Source organism: Paramesorhizobium leguminum (genome assembly GCF_003217235.1).
Classification (GTDB): domain Bacteria; phylum Pseudomonadota; class Alphaproteobacteria; order Rhizobiales; family Rhizobiaceae; genus Paramesorhizobium; species Paramesorhizobium leguminum.
The window spans coordinates 44,923-60,501 of the sequence record NZ_QJTF01000005.1; the positions used below are offsets into that span (position 1 = coordinate 44,923).

Consider the following 15,579-nt stretch of genomic DNA (forward strand, 5'->3'; position numbering starts at 1 on the left):
GTCCCTTTATCAATAAACGCGCTTCTTGGGCGCGATCTTCGCGAGGCTGATGCCGCCCTCGGCTTCTGGAACCAGCGGATCGAGATGCACCGGCCGGTAGCCGAGCTTGACCTCGCCGTCGGGCTCCACCCAGGAAAGCGTGTGCTTGCGCCAGTTGACATCGTCGCGATCCGGGAAATCCTCATGCGCATGGGCGCCGCGGCTTTCCTTGCGCGCCTCGGCGGAAACCACCGTTGCGAGCGCGCTGATCATCAGGTTTTCCAGTTCCAGCGTCTCGACCAGATCGGAATTCCAGATCATCGAGCGGTCCGTCACCTTGATATCGGGCAGCTCGTGCCAGAGCTTCTCCATGCGCTCGGCGCCCTGCTTCAAGGATTCGGACGTGCGGAACACTGCGGCGTCTTCCTGCATGGTGCGCTGCATCTTCTCGCGCAGCGCCGCCGTCGGCGTGTGCCCATCGGCAAAACGGATGCGGTTGAAACGGTCCATGATCGTGTCCACCGCCGCCTGGTTGATCTCGGGGATCTTGGCGTTGCGGTCGATCACCTGCCCGGCGCGGATTGCAGCCGCCCGTCCGAACACCACCAGATCGATCAGCGAATTGGAGCCGAGCCGGTTGGCGCCATGCACCGAGGCGCAGCCCGCCTCGCCCACGGCCATCAGGCCAGGCTGAACGCGGTCGGGGTTCTCCGGGGTCGGGTTCAGCACCTCGCCCCAATAATTGGTCGGGATGCCGCCCATATTGTAGTGCACCGTCGGCAGCACCGGGATCGGCTCCTTGGTCAGATCGACACCGGCGAAGATTTTCGCCGATTCCGAGATGCCTGGAAGCCGCTCATGCAGCACCGCCGGATCGAGATGATCGAGATGCAGGTAGATGTGGTCCTTGTTCTTGCCGACGCCGCGACCTTCGCGGATCTCCATCGTCATGCAGCGGGAGACCACGTCACGCGAAGCAAGGTCTTTCGCCGACGGCGCATAGCGCTCCATGAAGCGTTCGCCTTCGGAATTGACGAGATAACCGCCCTCGCCGCGCGCGCCTTCGGTGATGAGGCAGCCCGCGCCGTAGATGCCGGTCGGGTGGAACTGCACGAACTCCATGTCCTGCAGCGGCAGACCCGCGCGCACGGCCATGCCGCCGCCATCGCCGGTGCAGGTGTGGGCGGACGTCGCCGAGAAATAGGCGCGGCCATAGCCGCCCGTCGCCAGCACCACCATCTTCGCCGCGAAGCGATGGATCGTACCGTCATCGAGGTTCCAGGCAACGACGCCGGTGCACACCCCGTCGGTCATGATGAGATCAAGCGCGAAATATTCGACGAAGAACTGCGCGTTGTTCTTCAGGCTCTGTCCGTAGAGCGTATGCAGGATTGCGTGGCCGGTGCGGTCGGCGGCGGCGCAGGTGCGCTGCACGGGCGGCCCATCGCCATAGTTCATCATATGCCCGCCGAAGGGCCGCTGATAGATCTTGCCTTCCTCGGTGCGCGAGAACGGCACGCCGTAATGCTCAAGCTCGTAGACGGCGGCGGGCGCCTCGCGCGCCAGATATTCCATCGCGTCCGTATCGCCCAGCCAGTCCGATCCCTTGACGGTATCGTACATATGCCACTGCCAGGAATCGGCGCCCATATTGCCGAGCGATGCCGCAATGCCGCCCTGCGCCGCGACCGTGTGCGAACGCGTCGGGAACACCTTGGTGATGCAGGCGGTCTTCAAGCCCTGTTCGGCCATGCCCAGCGTCGCGCGCAAGCCCGCGCCGCCCGCGCCGACCACCACGACATCGAACTTGTGATCGACGAACTGATAGGATTTGCCGTCCGCGGCCTGGGCCGCGCGTTTCTTTGTCTGAGCCGTCTTTGTCTGAGCCGTCTTGGCCATAATGGCTTCAACCTCCGAAGCTGAGCTTGAGGATGGAGAAAATGCAGGCGACGCCGATCACAATCGCGAAGAATGTGTTCAGCATCAGCAGGATGAGTTTTGCGCCTTCGCCATGCACGTAATCCTCAATGATCACCTGCATTCCAAGGCGCATGTGGTAGAGCGCGGATAGCAGGACGAGGATCATCACCAGCGCGGTCAGCGGATGTGAAAGGGAGGCCCTCACTTCGTTGAAATCCGCGCCATGCAGGGACACGATGAGACCGACGAAGAACAGCATCAGCGGCACATTGGCGACCGCAGTCAGCCGCTGGCGCCAGAAATGCCCGGTGCCTTCCTTGGCGGACCCGAGCCCGCGAACCCGGCCCAGAGGCGTACGCATATCGCTCATTGTATGATTCCTTATCTACCGCAGCAGGGCGCCGGCGACCCAGATGAGAAGCGTCAGCGTCACGGACGTGATCACGGTCGCCCATGCCATTTTGGAAGCCGTCTGCTTGTCTAGGCCGGTGATCGTATCCCATATCAGATGGCGGATGCCGCCCACCATGTGGTGCATGAGCGCCCAGGTGTAGCCGAACAGCACCAGCAGCCCGAACCATGAACCGAAGAAACCGTTGACCAGATTGAAAAGGTGCTCATCCGTCGCTGCCGATACCAGCCAGAGTGCGACCAGCAATGTGCCGAAATAAAGCGCGCCGCCCGTAATGCGATGCAGGATCGACATCGTCATCGTGATCGGCCACTTATAGACGGTCAGATGCGGCGAAAGCGGGCGTTGGCGGGTGGCTATCGGCTTCGTCATGGCTGCCCCAAAAAAATTTTCCAGTTCATCTGGCACATGTTTAGGCGCGACGGCTTAAGAAACAGCCCCACGCCAAAATCTGTATGATCGGTTTGCGCCGTTATCTACTGCGCTTTTTGGGTGGCGTCAAAGGCACTTAGCCCTTTGACGCCAAGCATCTGGCTGCATATTGCCGCAGGCATCACGAACTCAACGCTTCAATCGTTTGAAGCGGCTATGCCTCTCGAAAAGTTTACCGGCCCCTTATTGCCGTCATTATCGAGCTTGTCCGGAGACACTACAACGGCTCAACATCAGGACGGTCATCGCTTTCCTTCCGCGTCGCGAATACTCGGGACAAGCACGAGAATGACGGAGGAGAGGTTTCCAGCGGTATTCACCCTCCGAACCGAATCATAAAGCTGGTCCAATCCGCCGCCGCCGCCACCTGCTCATAGAGCTTGCGCCCATCTTCGGGCTGGCGCGGCGCATTGAGAATCAGCTTCGACCAGCTGCGCTCCTCCGCCTTGTCGGCCAGAACATCGATCAACGCCTTGGCGATGCCTTTGCCGCGATGGTCATGATGCACATAGATATGATCCACCTGTCCGCAGCGCATCCCGGAAACAGGCTCCGGCAAATCATAAAAAATGGCGAAGCCGACGAGAACGCCATCGAGCTTGGCGCCGGCGATCTCCGCCGCGCGGTCTTGCAACAGCTTTTCTGCATAATACGCATCCGGGCGCCGCGGCGCGCCGCGTTTCAACGCCTGCGCGTAGCTTGCAAGCAGCGGCGCGAACTCATTCGCGTCGCGCAAGTGCAACAACGAGATATCAACTGCATGGGCGGCCTGGGCGGCTTGGGTGTCGGGCATCGGTCGTGGCTCCTCCGGTCGATCGACATTTGAAATGAAATTATCCTGCTGCCCGCGTCAAGCCCGGCCTCATCAAGTCCGGCCAGGCATTTCATGAATTTTGAGGTCTTGGACGTCCTCCTGGTGGACGCAACTCGATGATTTTCTGTTTGTCGCCAGAGGACAGCGCCAGATGCACACAATTGCGCCCGCTTTTCTTGGCCTCGTAAAGCGCATTGTCGGCGCGGCGCATGAGGTCGGAAAGCACGTCGCCATTCTGCAGTTCCGCAACCCCGAAACTTGCCGTGAACCGGCTTTCCTCAGGCATGTCCCTGATCCGGCGATTGACAAAATTGCTCCGCGCCTTCTCCGCAAAGAGGCGCGCGGTCTGGATGCCCATGCCGGGTAGCAAGATGGCGAATTCTTCGCCGCCGATACGCGCGACGATATCCCGTTCCGATGCTATTTCTCGCAAGATCGCCGCGAAGGCCGCGATCACATTGTCACCCAGCCCATGCCCGTAGGTGTCGTTGATGGTTTTAAAGCTATCGAGATCGCAAATGACGAGCGAAAGCGGCAGGTTCAAGCGTTTCGCCTGCGCAATCGCTGCCTCGCTCCTGACCTCGAAACCACGGCGATTGAATAGACGTGACAGCAAATCGGTTTCCGAACGCGCCGACATATCCGTTACAAGATCGCGGGTCAGGATCACCAGCATGAGGAGCCCGTTGGCGACTGAAATCGCAGCGCCGATGGTCTGCGAGAAAAGCGCATATTCCGTATGGATGTAATCTTGCGGGTTGGAGCCCATACCTCCCGATGCGATGGCCAGATAAGGTTTGAGGAGAAAGTGGGCCGCGCTGGCGCACAACACGCCGAAAAGCAGCATGTCCATGATACCGCGCGCCCGCGATTTCAGAACGATATAATTGCAGAAACAAACGGCGACAAAATAAGGCGCCTGATAGAGCAGCATACCGATCAATGTCACGCGCGCAATATCGTAGATAGAATAGACCATGACGAGCGAGACCACGAACAGAACGCCAAGTCCCGCCCACGGCACCCGCACTGAATATTTATACGCCATACCGATGGCGGAGCAGATCAGCGCGCAGAGGAACGTGCTGAACGCAAGCATGTAACCGATTTTCGGATTTGCGATTGACGGCACCAGAAGCTCGGAGCCGAAATTCAACATCGCAAAGATGAAAGCGAGAGCAAAGAGCCTCGCCGAAATATAGGTCTTCTCATAGACGGCAATTCCGAGAAACGCGACAGCGAACAACCCGGCAACAACCATGTTGATGGTAAGAATAAAACTTGCGCCGTTCATGCCATGTTTTGCCCCACCCCAGACGAAACGCATAATTCACGCGGAACAAGGAAGCGCAAATCGCCGCACTTGGGGAAAGTTTTTATTGGAAAAATCTAAATCACTCGCAATATGGTTAATAAAAAGGCAACAGGGCGCCTTTTTACCCTCCCCCTTGCGGGGAGGGTCGGCGCGGAGCGCCGGGGTGGGGGTGGCGCAGTATTGAACGCAACCGTCTCCACCCCCATCCGCCCGCTTCGCGGGCACCTTCCCCGCAAGGGGGAAGGAGGACCACAGTCCGTTATTTCCACTCGCGGATATCGACGAAATGCCCGGCGATCGCCGCCGCAGCCGCCATCGCGGGCGAGACCAGATGTGTGCGGCCCTTGAAGCCCTGGCGCCCCTCGAAATTGCGGTTGGAGGTCGAGGCGCAGCGCTCGCCCGGCTTCAGCCGGTCATCATTCATGGCAAGGCACATCGAACAGCCCGGCTCGCGCCAGTCGAAACCTGCTTCCCGGAAGATTTTGTCGAGGCCCTCGGCCTCTGCCTGCTCCTTGACGAGGCCTGAGCCCGGCACGATCATCGCGCTGACGGTCGTGGCGACCTTCCGGCCTTCGACCACCTTCGCCACCTCGCGCAAATCCTCGATGCGGCCATTGGTGCATGAGCCGATGAAGACCCGGTCGAGCGCGATGTCGGTGATTTTCGTTCCGGCCGTCAGGCCCATATAATCGAGCGCACGCTGCTTCGATGCCCGCTTTGTTTCATCGGCGATATCGGCGGGATTGGGCACTTCGCCCGTCACAAGTGCCACATCTTCCGGCGACGAACCCCACGAGACGACCGGCGCCAGATTGGCGGCGTCGAGCGTGACGATCTTGTCGAAATGCGCGCCCTCATCCGACTTCAGCGTCTTCCAGTAAGCGATGGCCTGTTCGAGTTCCTCGCCCTTTGGCGCGCGCGGCTTGCCCTTGATATATTCGAAGGTGGCCTCATCAGGCGCAATCAGTCCCGCGCGCGCGCCGCCTTCGATGCTCATGTTGCAGATCGTCATGCGGCCTTCCATCGACAACGCGCGGATCGCCTCGCCGGCATATTCGATGACATAGCCGGTGCCGCCCGCAGTGCCGATCTCGCCGATGATGGCAAGGATGATATCCTTCGCCGTCACGCCTGATGGAAGCTGGCCGTCGACGCGCACCAGCATGTTCTTGGCCTTCTTCTGGATCAGGGTCTGCGTGGCGAGCACATGCTCGACCTCCGAGGTGCCGATGCCGTGCGCCAGCGCACCGAATGCGCCGTGGGTGGAGGTATGGCTGTCGCCGCAGACGATGGTCATGCCCGGCAGGGTGAAGCCCTGCTCCGGCCCGACGATATGGACGATGCCCTGGCGGATATCGTTTTCCGAATAATACTCCACGCCGAAATCGGCGGCATTCCGGGCCAAAGCCTCGACCTGGATGCGGCTTTCCTCGTTCTTGATGCCCTGCTTGCGGTCAGGCGAGGTCGGCACGTTGTGATCGACGACGGCAAGCGTCCGCTCCGGATGGCGCACCTTGCGCCCCGTCATGCGCAAGCCCTCGAAGGCCTGCGGGCTTGTGACCTCATGCACGAGATGGCGGTCGATATAGAGGAGGCAGGTGCCGTCTGGCTGCTGGTCGACCATATGGTCGTCCCAGATCTTGTCATAGAGGGTGCGGGGTGCGCTCATGATTCATGTCCGTTCTTGAAAATCAAAGCAGAGGGAAAGTTTGGGTATGGCAAAACAAAGGCTTGCCAAGCCTGGGCCTCGGGCCTTGATCAGCTAAGTCGGCTGGTGAGCGCCCCGGAAACGCGCGCGGAAAAGCGTTGCGGCAGCCGCTTGCGGTCCTGCAGCACGAACACCTTATGCCCGTTCCATTCATTATCGTTCATGCGAGAGTTCTTACCAATTTTCGCCGTCTCAGGCAATCCAATAGGAGTCCATACGAAAAAGGCGGCTCGAAAGCCGCCTTTTTGAAACTCGAATTCTACCGGCTTATTCAGCCGCAGGAGCGGCAGCAGGAGCAGCCTCGACCTTGGCCTCTACCGCGGCACCCTTGGCCTTGCGATTGTCTTTCTTCTCGACAATGCGGGCCGCCTTGCCGGTCAGGCCGCGCAGATAGTAGAGCTTGGCGCGGCGGACCTTGCCGCGACGAACGAGCTCAACGGCTTCCACCATCGGCGAATAGACCGGGAACACGCGCTCGACGCCTTCGCCATAGGAAATCTTGCGGACGGTGAAATTTTCATGAATGCCGGAGCCGGAACGGGCGATGCAGACGCCTTCATAGGCCTGCACGCGGGTACGGGTGCCTTCGGTGACGCGCACCTGAACGCGAACGGTATCGCCCGGCTTGAAATCAGGCAGCGTGCGCTTTTCGGTGATCTTTGCGGCCTGCTCGGCCTCGAGCTGACGAATGATGTCCATTGCGTCTAATCCTTCTGGTTCTTCTCGAACAGTCAGAGCGCTCGACCCTTGCTGCGCAGTGCCATTGGCCGTGCAGCTATGCCTTTCGGGCAGGAGCGAATTCACCATTCATTGGTTGGTGGATTTCGGGGTTTTCCCCGTAATGGGCGGGCAAATACACTATCGGGCTTGTTTAATCAAGGACCATGAACGTCCGATCACTTCGGCTTTCGTATCCCCTGATAGGCCTCCCACAGGTCGGGGCGCCTTTCCCGCGTAATCCGCTCCGCCTCGGCGCGCCGCCATTTGTCGATAGCGCCATGATTGCCGGAAGTCAGCACATCGGGAATGGACCGCCCTTCCCAGGCTTGAGGCCGGGTATAATGCGGATACTCCAGAAGCCCGGTTTCGAAGCTCTCCGTCTCGCCGGACTGCTCATTGCCCATGACGCCGGGCAACAGCCGCACCACCGCATCGAGCAGCACGAACGCCGCCGTCTCCCCGCCCGACAAAATATAATCGCCGATGGAAATTTCTTCGAGTTCACGCGCCTCGATCACTCGCTCATCAACACCTTCAAAACGCCCGCACAGGATGATCGCGCCCGGCCCTTCCGCGAGTGCCCTCACCCGCTTCTGCGTCAGCGGCGCGCCGCGCGGGCTCATCAACAGCCTTGGCCGCTCATCCGCGACGCTATCGACAGCGCGCGCCACCACATCGGGCTTCATCACCATGCCCGCGCCGCCGCCCGCCGGCGTATCGTCCACCATCCGGTGTTTGCTTGTCGCGAAATCGCGGATTTGCACCGTCTCCAGCCGCCATTTCTCTTCGGCCAATGCCTTGCCGGCCAGCGAGATGCCGAGCGGGCCGGGAAACATTTCGGGATAGAGCGTCAGAACCGTCGCGCGGAAACTCATGGGCGCGGCTCATCGGAATCATCATCAGCCACAAGCCCCGCCGCCACCGGGTCCACCACCAGACGCCCGGTGTCGAGATCGATTCCCGGCACCGCGCTTTGCGTGAAAGGGATGAGATAGGGTTTGCGGCCGGGCGTGCTGAGTTCAAGCAGATCGCCGCCGCCGAAATCGAAAACGGCGGTAATCTCCCCGATCACCACGCCGTCGAGATCGACCGCTTCGAGGCCGACCAGATCCTCGTGGTAGAACTCATCCTCATCCAGTTCTTCCGGCAATTGCGCGCGGTCGATGAACAGCGCCGTGCCGTTCAGCTTTTCCGCCGCATTGCGGTCGTTCACGCCCTTGAACCGCACCACGACGACGGTTTTCGCGGGTCGTATCTCAAGGATTTCAAAGCTGCGCCCTGCCTCGTCATAGAGAAGCCCGTAATCGCCAAGCGCCAGCGGATCGGCGGTATGAGTCTTGACCCGGACTTCGCCACGCGTACCGTGCGCCGCGCCGATGATGGCAAGAAGGACCGGGTTTTCAGGTTTTGGCATGGAATTTTTCCAATATTGCAATTCTCTATCGCCTTACCCTAATCGCGAGCAAATCGCCAATATCTCAAGCAACCACTCTGTAACATCTCCATGGCATGGTCGGGTAAGGCGCATAGTCCTGCCGTCATTCTCGGGCTTGTCCCGAGAATCTGCCGTAAGGGAAAGATAAGCGATTACCGTCCTGAGAGATTAGGCCACGGTAGATTCTCGGGACAAGCCCGAGAATGACGGCGAGAGAAGCCGCTGTTTCAGACTCTAAAACACAACTGCCGCAAGCGAAGCGATCCCGATGACAGCCAGCCTCACCCAAACCGAATTCCTCGTGCCGGCCCAGGACGATCTTCTGGCGGCCCGCGTCGAATGGCTGAATTCGCTGAAGAATACACGCCGCCTCGCCCAAAACACGCTGGATGCCTATGAGCGCGACACGCGGCAATTCCTGCATTTCATGACCGGCCATCTGGGCGGTCCGCCCTCGTTGAGCGATGTGAGTTCGTTGCGCGTCGCCGACCTGCGTTCCTTTCTGGCGAACCGGCGCAATGGCGGCGCGGGCGCGCGTACGCTGGGGCGCGGCCTCGCCGGCATTCGCTCGCTGCTGCGCCATCTGGAAAAGCAGGGTCTTGCGAACGCCGCCGGCGCTGCCGCCATGCGCGCCCCGCGCCAGCCGAAGTCCCTGCCCAAGCCGCTTGGAACAATCGATGCCAGGCGCGTCGTGGATAGCAGCGAGCAACTGGCGGAAGAGCCGTGGATCGCCGCGCGCAATGCCGCCGTGCTGACGCTGCTTTACGGCTGCGGCCTGCGCATTTCCGAGGCGCTGGGCCTCGACGGCGGAGACCTTGCCGACGCCACCGCCCGCTCTATCCCCATCAAGGGCAAGGGCGGCAAGACAAGGCTCGTGCCGCTTCTGCCCGTCATCCACCGCGCGGTTGAAACCTATCGCCGCCTCTGCCCATATGACCTCGCACCGGGCACACCGCTGTTTCGCGGCGCAAGAGGTGGTCCGCTTCAGCCGGCGATCATCCAGCGTGAAATGCAGAAGCTGCGCAGCGCGCTCAATCTTCCCGACACGGCGACCCCGCACGCCCTGCGCCATTCCTTCGCCACGCATCTCCTCGCCGCCGGCGGCGACCTGCGCGCCATCCAGGAGTTGCTGGGCCACGCCAGCCTATCGACAACACAAATCTACACCGGCGTGGATACTGCCCGGCTTCTGGAGATTTACGACAAGGCCCATCCACGGGCGTAAGGATTTGCGATCAATTGACGCCGCTGGTCATCCGCTTCAGCAAATCGGTCTTCCAGTAGAACTGGTGCACCAGCACCCCGGCGATATGGGCCACGATCAGAACCCACATCAGCGTCTTGATCGGCCCGCCATGCGCGAAGGCAGCGCCCTTGCTTCCGAAATAATAGGCGGCGATGCCTGAGAGGGGCATAATAAAAAACAGCGCGTAAAATGCCCAATGGCTGATTCTCGCCACCGCACGGATAAAGGCAGGTTCCTCCCGTGGCTCCGGCGGTACGCCCTGAATGAACCGCAGGCACAGCCTGATCGACGCGAGCAGCAATACGGTGATACCCACATAGGCATGGATATTCGCGGCGCTTACCTGTTCCGACGTAGGCGTTCGCCCACTGAAAAAAGCCCGCGCCCAAATTACCATTCCATCAGGGAAGAGCAGATTGAACAGGATCAGGAGCGCCATGGTCCAGTGCAAAATGCGCTGGGCGGGTGAGAACGAAACTGGCGCTGGATGTATCAGGCTCCACCTCTCTCGCTGCTCTTCATACGCTTCGCGTGCTGGCGTTCGAGACGGTCGAAAACAGCATCGGCGGGAATTTCGGGCCGCGGATCGCCGAGGGCCTCTCGAATCGCGTCGTCCATCATTGCCGGCGGGATGAGATGAATCTTCTTGTCCATGAATTTACCCGATAAAGACGAAGAAAAAGTAGAATATATTCTCACCTTTTTCAATTTTTATCTTTGGACTCGCGGAGATTACTTTACCAGCCTCCTGTCGCTTCTAACATTTGTCCCCGTTCCTCAATTCGCTGGTTCTCTTCCCGGACCGGAACGAATCCGGAGCTTTGGCGTTGTCCGTTCATGGAGCAATCAACCGGAGGAGAGCGCAATGGTTGACCCCCTCGACCCCAACCTGCAGCCGGGAAGAACCCCCCCAATCGACGATCCACTCGTGGATCGACCGCGACCCATGGATAGCGGCGCACCCGGCGGAGGCATAGCCAGCAGCACGTATCTTTGGGCTGCGGTTCTGCTCGTCATCATTCTAGGCGCGCTGTACTATGTCTATTCCAGCGGCGACATGGCCAGCGCCCCGCCGCCACCGCAACCAGCGACGCCGACAGCACCGGCTCCCGGTTAGTGCATGATCCCGAAAAGTTGCAAACTTTAAACAAAAGCCCGGAGTGATCCTGCGCGACGCCCTCCTTCCCCCTTGCGGGGAAGGTGTCCGCGAAGCGGACGGATGGGGGTGGAGACGATTGTGCTCGATACTCCACCACCCCCACCCCGGACTTCGTCCGACCCTCCCCGCAAGGGGGAGGGTAAGAGTCGCTCAAATATGGATCGGCTTGGCAAACGTCGCCAGCGCCGCCTCGCGCACGGCTTCCGACATGGTCGGATGCGCGTGGCAGGTGCGGCCCAGATCTTCGGATGAGCCGCCGAATTCCATCAGCACGGCCAGTTCGTGGATCATCTCGCCCGCATTGTAGCCAAGGATATGCGCGCCGAGCACGCGGTCCGTCGCCTTGTCGGCGAGGATTTTCACGAAGCCGTCCGTGTGCTGCATCGCCCGGGCGCGCCCGTTGGCGGTGAAGGGAAACTTGCCCACCTTGTATTCGATGCCCGCCGCCTTTAGTTCTTCCTCGGTCTTGCCGACGGAAGCCACTTCCGGCTGCGTGTAGACGACACTCGGGATGACGTCGAAATTCACATGCCCCGCCTGGCCGGCGATGATTTCCGCCACCGCGACGCCCTCATCCTCCGCCTTGTGCGCTAGCATCGGGCCTTTCACCACGTCGCCGATGGCATAGATGCCGGGCACGTTGGTCTGCCAATGGTCATTGGTCGCCACCCGGCCACGCTCGTCAAGCGCAACGCCGGCGGCCTCCAGTCCCAGGCCGTCCGTATAGGGCCTGCGACCGGTCGCGACCAGCACCGCATCGGCGTCGATGGTTTCCTTGTCACCGCCCTTGACCGGCTCGAAGGTCACCTTGACGCCCTTCTTTTGCTTCTCGACGCCGGTCACCTTCGCGCTGAGCTTGAATTCGATCCCCTGCTTCTCCAGCATGCGCTGGAACTGGCGGGAAACCTCCCCATCCATGGAACCCAGAACCTTGTCGAGGAATTCGACCACCGTCACCTTCGCGCCAAGACGCGCCCAGACGGAGCCGAGCTCCAGCCCGATCACCCCGCCGCCGACGACGACGAGATGGCCCGGCACCTTGTCGAAATCAAGCGCGCCGGTGGAGGAGACAACAGTCTTTTCATCGAACTTGACATCAACGCCGGGAATGCCGGCCACATCCGAACCCGTCGCGATGATGATGTTCTTCGTCTCCAGTTCCTGGACGGAGCCATCGTCGCCGGTCACCGAAACCTTGCCGGCGCCAACAACCTTGCCGGTGCCGATGAACGTGTCGATCTTGTTCTTCTTGAACAGGAACTCAACGCCGTTGACATTGGCCTTCACCGTCGCGTCCTTGTGGGCCAGCATCTTCGTGAGATTGAGCTTCGGCGAAACTTCCACACCGAGCGCGTCGAAGGAATGGCCCGCCTCGGCGAACACTTCCGAGGCGTGGAGCAGCGCCTTGGATGGAATACAGCCGATGTTCAGGCAGGTGCCGCCGAACGTCTTGCGCTTCTCCACCACGGCCACCTTGAGGCCGAGCTGTGCCGCCTTGATGGCTGCGACATACCCTCCGGGGCCGGTTCCGATGACGACGACATCGTAAGACATTGAGCTATCCTCTATTTGACAGTTAGCATGATCCCGAAAAGTTGCAGACTTCCAGGTAAGATCATGCAGCTTAAACAAACACCGCCTATTTCTCAGGCGCGCATTCCTTGAAACGAAAAACTTCCCACGACAGCGGTTCGGCGGGCTTGGCCGCGCCGAAATCGAACGCATCGAGCGAGCCGGCGAAATCGGGCAGCAGCAGCGCCTGCGCCGCCGGCTCCTTCGCCTTCGGCAGAAGGCCAGCCTCCGCTCCCTCTTTCAGCGCGTAGATCACGCCCTGCCAGACCATGCAGGCTTCCAGTTCATCGCCCGTCACGTCTCCATCGGGGCAATTGTACATCACCGTGCCCTCCGGCCGCGCCACGCCCTGCGTCCACATCACCACGCCGTCGAGCTTGAAGGCGCTCTTCTGGTCCGCATCGCTTTTCTGCGTGATGGTGAATTCGTTGGATGTGACGGCCGGCAGGTCTTCCGGCGCGGGCTTGAAGGCGAGCGTATAATGATCATCTCGATCGCTATAAATCGCGCGGTCCTGCGTGCAGGCGGCATAGGCCGAGAGGGGCGCCACGAGGCTCGCGCCAAACGCCGCCACGAATGCTACTTTGGAAGCTATGCCCTTCATGCGCATTCCGCCCTCTCTTCCGTTCAATTGGCCTGTTGCGAGGCAAGCCGGACGCCAAGGCCGATGAACACCATGCCGGTCACCCAGTTGAACCAGCGGCCCCAGGCCATGAAACGCTCCCGCACCGAGGCGAGCGTGAAGAAGGTCGAGACCCCCACGAACCAGGCGATCAGGGACACCGCCATGAGCAGCCCGTAGATCCCCTGGACGGCAATCGGCGTCTCATGGCTGACGAGCGAGGAAAACAGCGAAAGGAAGAACAGCACCGCCTTCGGGTTAAGCGCGTTGGTGACGAAGCCCATGAGGAAGCAGCGCCAGGCGGAAATTTGTTTTACATCCTGCCCGATTTCGGCAGCGATCTCGGGCGTGTGAGTCTCTTTCTCTCGCAGCGCTTTCACACCCAGATAGATCAGATAGGCCGCGCCCGCCCATTTGATGACGGAGAATAGAAACAGCGATTTCGATACGATCAGGCCGAGGCCAAGGATCGTATAACCGATATGAAAGAGGATAGAGCAGCCGATGCCGATGCTGGTGATAATGGCGGCCCGACGCCCATGCACGATGCTCTGGCGCACGACAACCGCGAAATCAGCCCCCGGCGATACGACCAGAACCGCCCACACCGCCATCAGCCCGGCAAACTCGATCACGTAGTGTGTCATGATTGTTCTCCGGGTCCGGGTACGATGAAGCCGATGGTGCTAAATACCCCCCTCTGCCCTGCCGGGCATCTCCCCCTCAAGGGGGGAGATTGGCTATGAATACCCTCTCCGCCAATCACAAACGGTGCAGAAAGTGCGCCATCACCAATGCCCGCTAATCTCCCCCCTTGAGGGGGAGATGCCCGGCAGGGCAGAGGGGGGTGGGTGACGAGCGACATCATCAAAACAAGAACCGCTTACAAATCCAGCACCAGCCGCTCCGGATCCTCCAGCGTCTCCTTCACCCGCACGAGGAACGTCACCGCCTCCTTGCCATCGACGATGCGATGGTCATAGGACAGCGCGAGGTACATCATCGGACGGATGACGATCTGTCCGCCGACGACCACCGGACGCTCCTGGATCTTGTGCATGCCGAGAATGCCGGACTGCGGCGCGTTGAGGATCGGGGTTGACATCAGCGAGCCATAGACGCCGCCATTCGAAATGGTGAAGGTGCCGCCCTGCATGTCCGCCATGGAAAGCTGGCCGTCACGCGCCGCCTTGCCGAGCCGGCCGATTTCCTTCTCGATCTGGGCTATCGACATCTCGTCGGCATTGCGCACCACCGGAACCACCAGCCCCTTGTCGGTGCCCACAGCAACGGCGATGTTGCAATAGTTCTTGTAGATGATGTCGTTGCCGTCGATCTCCGCATTGACCGCCGGGATTTCCTTCAGCGCATGGGTCACCGCCTTGGTGAAGAAGCCCATGAAGCCCAACTTTACGCCATGCTTTTTCTCGAACAGATCCTTGTAGCGGTTGCGCAGTTCCATGACCGGCTGCATGTCCACCTCGTTGAAGGTGGTCAGCATCGCCGCCGTGTTCTGCGCATCCTTCAGGCGGCGCGCGATGGTTTGGCGCAGGCGGGTCATCTTGACCCGCTCTTCGCGGGCTTCATCCGTGGCCGTGGACGGTGCGCGGGCGGCCTTCGGCGCTTCCGCAGGCTGGGTCGCAAAACCCTTTGACAGCGCTTCCAGCACATCGCCCTTCAGCACCTGCCCGCGCTTGCCGGAACCTTCGACCTGACCGGCGGAGACGCCTGATTCCGCCAGAAGCTTGGCGGCTGATGGAGCCGGAGCCATTGCCGGGCCGGAAGCGGAAGGCGCAGGCGTCGCCGCCGGAGCGGACTGTTTCGGCGCCTCGGCGGTAGCCGCCTTGGGCTCTTCCTTCTTCGCCGCCGGAGCGGCTGCCGCGCCGCCGGCCTCGATCATGCCAAGCAGTGCGCCAACATCGACCGTATCGCCTTCCTTGGCGACGATCTCGCCAAGCGTTCCGGCTGCGGGCGCCGGCACTTCCACCGTCACCTTGTCGGTTTCGAGTTCGACCAGCGGTTCATCGGCGGCGATCGCGTCGCCCACCTTCTTGAACCACTTTCCGATGGTTGCCTCGCTGACGGATTCCCCGAGAGTGGGAACGCGGATTTCGGTCGCCATGATCTTGCTCTTCCGTTTGATCGGTCTGTTCGGTTGTATTGGTATCAGGAGCATGATCCCGAAAAGTTGCAGACTTTTCGGATAAGATCATGCGGCTAGAAAGATTAGAGCGGGATATCCCGC

The 15,579-nt window shown here is 60.7% G+C and carries 17 protein-coding genes; 2 read left to right on the forward strand and 15 right to left on the reverse strand.

Features of this window, described 5'->3' with window-relative positions:
• Positions 1-9 precede the first annotated feature (9 nt).
• From sdhA to rimM, 9 genes are all read right to left on the reverse strand, one after another.
• On the reverse strand, positions 10-1,878 hold the full coding sequence (gene sdhA / locus C7477_RS05645) for a succinate dehydrogenase flavoprotein subunit (protein ID WP_110749923.1): 1,869 nt from the start codon (positions 1,876-1,878) through the stop codon (positions 10-12).
• 7 nt (positions 1,879-1,885) lie between these two features.
• On the reverse strand, positions 1,886-2,269 hold the full coding sequence (sdhD, locus tag C7477_RS05650) for a succinate dehydrogenase, hydrophobic membrane anchor protein (RefSeq protein WP_110749925.1): 384 nt from the start codon (positions 2,267-2,269) through the stop codon (positions 1,886-1,888).
• A 15-nt stretch (positions 2,270-2,284) separates the two neighbouring features.
• The gene (sdhC, locus tag C7477_RS05655) at positions 2,285-2,683 is read right to left on the reverse strand and encodes a succinate dehydrogenase, cytochrome b556 subunit (protein WP_110749927.1); all 399 of its coding nucleotides are present in this window, start codon (positions 2,681-2,683) and stop codon (positions 2,285-2,287) included.
• Positions 2,684-3,059: 376 nt separating this feature from the next.
• Positions 3,060-3,536 carry a GNAT family N-acetyltransferase gene (locus tag C7477_RS05660; protein WP_110749929.1) on the reverse strand — a complete coding sequence of 159 codons (477 nt, stop codon included), beginning with the start codon at positions 3,534-3,536 and terminating at the stop codon, positions 3,060-3,062.
• A gap of 91 nt (positions 3,537-3,627) precedes the next feature.
• Positions 3,628-4,851 carry a GGDEF domain-containing protein gene (locus C7477_RS05665; RefSeq protein ID WP_110750250.1) on the reverse strand — a complete coding sequence of 408 codons (1,224 nt, stop codon included), beginning with the start codon at positions 4,849-4,851 and terminating at the stop codon, positions 3,628-3,630.
• A 280-nt stretch (positions 4,852-5,131) separates the two neighbouring features.
• Positions 5,132-6,541, reverse strand: a complete 1,410-nt coding sequence (leuC, locus tag C7477_RS05670; protein ID WP_110749931.1) for a 3-isopropylmalate dehydratase large subunit — start codon at positions 6,539-6,541, stop codon at positions 5,132-5,134.
• A gap of 306 nt (positions 6,542-6,847) precedes the next feature.
• Positions 6,848-7,279: a 50S ribosomal protein L19 gene (rplS, locus tag C7477_RS05675; RefSeq protein ID WP_110749932.1), complete on the reverse strand. Its 432-nt coding sequence runs from the start codon at positions 7,277-7,279 to the stop codon at positions 6,848-6,850.
• A gap of 197 nt (positions 7,280-7,476) precedes the next feature.
• A complete protein-coding gene (gene trmD / locus C7477_RS05680; protein WP_110749934.1) occupies positions 7,477-8,175 on the reverse strand; it encodes a tRNA (guanosine(37)-N1)-methyltransferase TrmD in 699 nt (232 codons plus the stop codon).
• The gene (gene rimM, locus C7477_RS05685; RefSeq protein WP_110749936.1) at positions 8,172-8,714 is read right to left on the reverse strand and encodes a ribosome maturation factor RimM; all 543 of its coding nucleotides are present in this window, start codon (positions 8,712-8,714) and stop codon (positions 8,172-8,174) included. The genes trmD and rimM overlap by 4 nt, the downstream gene beginning before the upstream one ends.
• 289 nt (positions 8,715-9,003) lie before the next feature.
• On the opposite strand from rimM, the gene C7477_RS05690 reads away from it, so the two are divergent.
• On the forward strand, positions 9,004-9,960 hold the full coding sequence (locus C7477_RS05690; RefSeq protein ID WP_110749938.1) for a tyrosine recombinase XerC: 957 nt from the start codon (positions 9,004-9,006) through the stop codon (positions 9,958-9,960).
• Positions 9,961-9,970: 10 nt separating this feature from the next.
• Here the strand turns inward: C7477_RS05690 and C7477_RS05695 are convergent, their stop codons facing one another.
• Positions 9,971-10,477, reverse strand: coding sequence for a cytochrome b (locus tag C7477_RS05695; RefSeq protein ID WP_110749940.1), 507 nt, complete (start codon positions 10,475-10,477; stop codon positions 9,971-9,973).
• Positions 10,474-10,635 (reverse strand): hypothetical protein, encoded by a 162-nt coding sequence (locus C7477_RS18935; protein WP_181418356.1) that lies wholly within the window; start codon positions 10,633-10,635, stop codon positions 10,474-10,476. Before C7477_RS18935 ends, C7477_RS05695 begins: the two co-directional genes overlap by 4 nt.
• On the opposite strand from C7477_RS18935, the gene C7477_RS05700 reads away from it, so the two are divergent.
• Positions 10,634-11,098, forward strand: coding sequence for a hypothetical protein (locus tag C7477_RS05700; RefSeq protein WP_110749942.1), 465 nt, complete (start codon positions 10,634-10,636; stop codon positions 11,096-11,098). The genes C7477_RS18935 and C7477_RS05700 overlap by 2 nt on opposite strands.
• 192 nt (positions 11,099-11,290) lie before the next feature.
• Here the strand turns inward: C7477_RS05700 and lpdA are convergent, their stop codons facing one another.
• The 4 genes from lpdA to odhB all read right to left on the reverse strand — a co-directional run bounded on the left by lpdA (position 11,291) and on the right by odhB (position 15,456).
• Positions 11,291-12,694, reverse strand: a complete 1,404-nt coding sequence (gene lpdA / locus C7477_RS05705) for a dihydrolipoyl dehydrogenase (RefSeq protein WP_110749944.1) — start codon at positions 12,692-12,694, stop codon at positions 11,291-11,293.
• Positions 12,695-12,779: 85 nt separating this feature from the next.
• A complete protein-coding gene (locus C7477_RS05710) occupies positions 12,780-13,316 on the reverse strand; it encodes a hypothetical protein (protein ID WP_245411738.1) in 537 nt (178 codons plus the stop codon).
• 23 nt (positions 13,317-13,339) lie between these two features.
• Positions 13,340-13,981 (reverse strand): LysE family transporter, encoded by a 642-nt coding sequence (locus C7477_RS05715; RefSeq protein ID WP_110749946.1) that lies wholly within the window; start codon positions 13,979-13,981, stop codon positions 13,340-13,342.
• 236 nt (positions 13,982-14,217) lie between these two features.
• Complete coding sequence (gene odhB, locus C7477_RS05725) at positions 14,218-15,456, reverse strand: 2-oxoglutarate dehydrogenase complex dihydrolipoyllysine-residue succinyltransferase (RefSeq protein WP_110749951.1); 1,239 nt, start codon at positions 15,454-15,456, stop codon at positions 14,218-14,220.
• Positions 15,457-15,579: the final 123 nt, after the last annotated feature.

Bases quoted from the DNA above. Each gene is read 5' to 3' on its own strand.
- sdhA (WP_110749923.1), bottom strand. From the start codon at position 1,878: ATGGCCAAGACGGCTCAGACAAAGACGGCTCAGACAAAGAAACGCGCG.
- sdhD (WP_110749925.1), bottom strand. From the start codon at position 2,269: ATGAGCGATATGCGTACGCCTCTGGGCCGGGTTCGCGGGCTCGGGTCC.
- sdhC (WP_110749927.1), bottom strand. From the start codon at position 2,683: ATGACGAAGCCGATAGCCACCCGCCAACGCCCGCTTTCGCCGCATCTG.
- C7477_RS05660 (WP_110749929.1), bottom strand. From the start codon at position 3,536: ATGCCCGACACCCAAGCCGCCCAGGCCGCCCATGCAGTTGATATCTCG.
- C7477_RS05665 (WP_110750250.1), bottom strand. From the start codon at position 4,851: ATGAACGGCGCAAGTTTTATTCTTACCATCAACATGGTTGTTGCCGGG.
- leuC (WP_110749931.1), bottom strand. From the start codon at position 6,541: ATGAGCGCACCCCGCACCCTCTATGACAAGATCTGGGACGACCATATG.
- rplS (WP_110749932.1), bottom strand. From the start codon at position 7,279: ATGGACATCATTCGTCAGCTCGAGGCCGAGCAGGCCGCAAAGATCACC.
- trmD (WP_110749934.1), bottom strand. From the start codon at position 8,175: ATGAGTTTCCGCGCGACGGTTCTGACGCTCTATCCCGAAATGTTTCCC.
- rimM (WP_110749936.1), bottom strand. From the start codon at position 8,714: ATGCCAAAACCTGAAAACCCGGTCCTTCTTGCCATCATCGGCGCGGCG.
- C7477_RS05690 (WP_110749938.1), top strand. From the start codon at position 9,004: ATGACAGCCAGCCTCACCCAAACCGAATTCCTCGTGCCGGCCCAGGAC.
- C7477_RS05700 (WP_110749942.1), top strand. From the start codon at position 10,634: ATGAATTTACCCGATAAAGACGAAGAAAAAGTAGAATATATTCTCACC.
- C7477_RS18935 (WP_181418356.1), bottom strand. From the start codon at position 10,635: ATGGACAAGAAGATTCATCTCATCCCGCCGGCAATGATGGACGACGCG.
- lpdA (WP_110749944.1), bottom strand. From the start codon at position 12,694: ATGTCTTACGATGTCGTCGTCATCGGAACCGGCCCCGGAGGGTATGTC.
- C7477_RS05710 (WP_245411738.1), bottom strand. From the start codon at position 13,316: ATGAAGGGCATAGCTTCCAAAGTAGCATTCGTGGCGGCGTTTGGCGCG.
- C7477_RS05715 (WP_110749946.1), bottom strand. From the start codon at position 13,981: ATGACACACTACGTGATCGAGTTTGCCGGGCTGATGGCGGTGTGGGCG.
- odhB (WP_110749951.1), bottom strand. From the start codon at position 15,456: ATGGCGACCGAAATCCGCGTTCCCACTCTCGGGGAATCCGTCAGCGAG.